At 58.9% G+C, this 1351-nt stretch carries 2 protein-coding genes; both read left to right on the top strand.

Translation table 11 applies throughout. The features are described 5' to 3' along the window. The first annotated feature begins 587 nt into the window (after positions 1–587). Positions 588–689 (top strand): hypothetical protein, encoded by a 102-nt coding sequence (locus tag VZ95_RS29000; RefSeq protein WP_332308143.1) that lies wholly within the window; start codon positions 588–590, stop codon positions 687–689. Further along, positions 647–1351: DnaA ATPase domain-containing protein (locus tag VZ95_RS24560; protein WP_332308142.1), on the top strand; the 705-nt coding region annotated here is incomplete at its 3' end. The genes VZ95_RS29000 and VZ95_RS24560, both read left to right, overlap by 43 nt.

The following is a 1351-nucleotide window of genomic DNA, read 5'->3' as shown; positions in this document are numbered from 1 at the left end:
TCGCGTCAGGCATTTTGTTTGTTGGCTTGTCAGAATTTTATTCTGGCTCCTGGCTGACGTATCAGGGGCTCGGTAATTTTCTCCGGCGGGGGACTGTGATTGATTCGCGACAGCGGCGGTTCCCGGCTTTGTTCGCGCTAAGATCACCTTGCCAAACCACCCGAGTCACGCCTACAGTATTCCGAACGATCCGATGGGTGGTTTCAGGTGTAAACTTGATCTGCCGTAGCTTAGAGACGTTTTTTGGAACAATATGTCAGGGTGCCGAGTATCCTGCTTCTATCGCCCGAAAGCGAAACCATTAACCATGAATGCAAAAGTAACATTTTGTTGGTTATTATTGTTTGAAGTTGGGTGACGTCATCGCCATAAGATGACGTTAAACATTATTTTGTAACAACCCCTTCATTTTTCAGGCGCATCGAACCCCCCATGCCCCCATCCGCCGGATTTTCCCCTGCTTCTTTAGGCTCCGATGCGGTCGGTGGGCTTCCGGTGGCGATGCTCGATAGCTGGCAGCGCGTGCGCACGCGGCTGGTGTCGGAGGTTGGGGAGGCAGCGTTCAAAAGCTGCTTGCGCCGCTGGCCTTGCAGGATGTCACCGATGGGGCGGTGCGCCTGTCGCTGCCGACGCGCTTCATGCGCGATTGGTCGCGACCCATTATGTCGATCGCGTGCGCCGCCTGCTGACCGAAGAAATGCCCGGCCTGCGCACAATCGATCTCGTCGTTGCGCCCAAGCTGAAGCCGCTCGCGCCCGGTGCGGCCCTGTCGATTCCGATCCTGACGGCTCCCAATGGGCCAAGCGCGGCCCCGATGGGTCGGGCCGATTTTCCGGCCCCCGCCTTCCAGCGGGCCGCCGCGCGCCCGGAGGCGAGCGATATTGACCCGCTCTCGCCCGATCAAGTATCGGTTCCGCTCGACCCGCGCCTGACCTTCGAAACCTTCGTGGTCGGCAAGCCGAACGAATTGGCCTTCGCCGCCGCGCGCCGGGTGGCCGAAAGCGCCACCGTATCGTTCAATCCGCTGTTCCTCTACGGCGGCGTCGGCCTCGGCAAGACCCATCTGATGAACGCGATTGCCTGGCATATTCGCCAGCGCGACCCCTCGCGCCGGGTGATTTATCTGTCCGCCGAAAAATTCATGTACCAGTTCATCCGGGCGCTGCGCTTCAAGGATACGGTCGCCTTCAAGGACCAGTTCCGCTCGGTGGACGTGCTGATGATCGACGATGTCCAGTTCATCAGCGGCAAGGATTCGACCCAGGAAGAGTTTTTCCACACGTTCAACGCGCTGGTCGATCAGAACCGCCAGGTGATCGTGTCCGCCGATAAATCCCCGTCCGATCTCGAA

Source organism: Elstera litoralis, from assembly GCF_000963705.1.
In the GTDB taxonomy this organism is placed as follows: domain Bacteria; phylum Pseudomonadota; class Alphaproteobacteria; order Elsterales; family Elsteraceae; genus Elstera; species Elstera litoralis.
The sequence above is the reverse complement of the archived record's forward strand: the minus strand, read 5'-3'. Positions and strand labels throughout refer to the sequence as shown.